Source organism: Massilia sp. 2TAF26 (assembly GCF_052115005.1).
Lineage (GTDB): Bacteria > Pseudomonadota > Gammaproteobacteria > Burkholderiales > Burkholderiaceae_D > Telluria.
Genome location: NZ_JBFRFV010000065.1, coordinates 1 through 2221, shown reverse-complemented (window position 1 = coordinate 2221; position 2221 = coordinate 1). Strand labels below are relative to the sequence as shown.

1 protein-coding gene and 1 pseudogene are annotated in these 2221 nt (G+C 63.2%); both read right to left on the bottom strand.

Annotated elements, in window-relative coordinates:
• The coding region (locus tag AB4Z32_RS27380) for a M1 family metallopeptidase (protein ID WP_442124969.1) at window positions 1-1730 on the bottom strand (1730 nt) is incomplete at its 3' end.
• A 119-nt stretch (window positions 1731-1849) separates the two neighbouring features.
• A pseudogene (locus AB4Z32_RS27375) lies at window positions 1850-2221 on the bottom strand (aminopeptidase); the annotation flags it as partial.

Genomic DNA, 2221 nt, shown 5'->3' with positions numbered 1-2221 from the left:
TAGAACCAGCCGCGCCAGAACCAGTCGAGGTCCGTGCCGGAAGCGTCTTCCATGGTGCGGAAGAAGTCGGCCGGGGTCGGACGCTTGAACTTCCAGCGGCGCGCGTATTCGCGGAAGGCGAAGTCGAACAGTTCGCGGCCCAGCACGGTCTCGCGCAGCACGTTGAGGGCGGTGGCCGGCTTGGCGTAGGCATTGTTGAGGAACTGGACCAGGGATTCCGAGTTGGTCATGATCGGCACCTGGTTCTGGCTCTTCATGTAGCCGGCGATCAGGCGCGCTTCGCCCCACTGGACCGGGAATTTCTCTTCCCAGGCTTCTTCCGCCAGGAACTCCAGGAAGCTGTTCAGGCCCTCGTCCATCCAGGTCCACTGGCGCTCGTCCGAGTTGACCACCATCGGGAAGTAATTGTGGCCGACTTCGTGGATCACCACGCCGATCAGGCCGTACTTGGCGTTCTTCGAATAGGTGATCTCGCCGGTCTTCTTGTCCTTGGTCGGACGCGGCGCGTTAAACGAGATCATCGGATATTCCATGCCGCCGCCGACGTCGAAGTTGACCGAAATGGCGACCGGGTAGGGATAGTCGAAGGAGTATTTGCTGTACTGGTCGAGGGTGTGCACCACCGCGTGGGTCGAGTACTTGCCCCACAGCGGATTGCCTTCCTTCGGGTAGTAGGACATCGCCAGCGCATCCGTGCCTTCCTTCTTGAAGCCCTGTGCGTCCCAGATGAACTTGCGGCTCGAGGCGAACGCGAAGTCGCGCACGTTCTTCGCCTTGAAGCGCCAGGTCCTGCTGCCTTCGGCGCGGGTCTTTTCCTTGGCTTCGGCCTCGGCCTGGGTCACGATCAGCACCGGCTGTTTGGCCGTGCGGGCCTGCTTCAGGCGCTCGCGCTGGGCCGGCGTGAGCACGGCGTCCGGGTTCTGCAGTTCGCCGGTGGCGGCGACGATGTGGTCGGCCGGGACCGTCAGCTCGACGTCGTAGTCGCCAAATTCCAGCGTGAATTCACCGGCGCCAAGGAACTGCTTGTGCTGCCAGCCGTGGGCGTCGTAGTAGGCGGCCATGCGCGGGAACCATTGCGCGATCGCGAACAGGTCGTTCTTGTCGTCGAAGGTCTCGTAGCCCGAGCGGCCGTGCACCACCTTCTGGTCGTTGATCTTGTAGTTCCATTCGACCGCGAAGGCCAGCTTCGAACCCGGCTTCATCGCCTGCGGCAGGTCGATGCGCATCATGGTGCCGTTGATGACGTAACGGAGCGGGGCGCCGCCGGCATCCTTCACCGCGGTGATGTTGAAGCCGCCGTCGAAGAGGCGCGATTCCAGCATGGTGCGCATGCCGTCGAACTTCACGCCCGTTTCGGGAGTGGCTTTCGCCCAGGCCTCGCGCGACATCACGGTGGCGGTGGTGCGCGCGCCGGAGTTCGGCTTGAACAGGTTCTGGTCGAGCTGCAGCCACAGGTAGTTCAGCGTGTCCGGCGAGTTGTTGTGATAGGTGACGGTCTCGCTGCCGGTGATGGCGTGATTGGTTTCGTCCAGGCGGGCGCGGATCTTGTAGTCGGCGCGCTGCTGCCAGTAGGCGTGACCCGGTGCACCCGATGCGGTGCGGGTGTCGGTGGGCGTGGGCAGCAGTTCGTCGAGCTGGCGGAACTTGTCTTCGAAAGGTTCGGCTGCGTGGGCGAGGGAAGCAACCAGGGTGAGTGCGGCGAGGCTGGCGGGCAGGCGTTTGAAATTCATGTCTCTCGTTATATGTATGTTTTTGTGGTCCCAAAATGCAGGGTGGGCACACCGTACCCACGCGGACGCCGGCATCATGCAAGCGTCACGCGTGGGCACGGGGTGCCCACCCTACGGCATTACTTGGCTGCTGCGTCGGCAGCGGCCTTGACTTCCGGCTTGGCGTCCTTGGTCTTCAGCTTCTCATTATAGTCGCGCATCATGTCGTCACCGCCACCGCGCTGCGACTTGAACAACTCCAGGCGCGACGGGGTCGCACGGCGCGGCCAGGCGTTGTCGCTCTGGTCGGTGTCCGCGGTTTCCCAGTACGGGTCCTGCACCAGGCTGGTCATCGGTTCGTCCGTGATGATCAGCTTCGTGATCTTCTTCGGGTTGTAGCGCCACACTTCGGCCGGCACGCGCTCGACGTACTTCTTGCCGCTGGCGAGCGTGATCTCGAGGATCAGCGGCGTCACCAGGCCGCCCTTGTTGCTGAAGTCGACCAGGTAGAG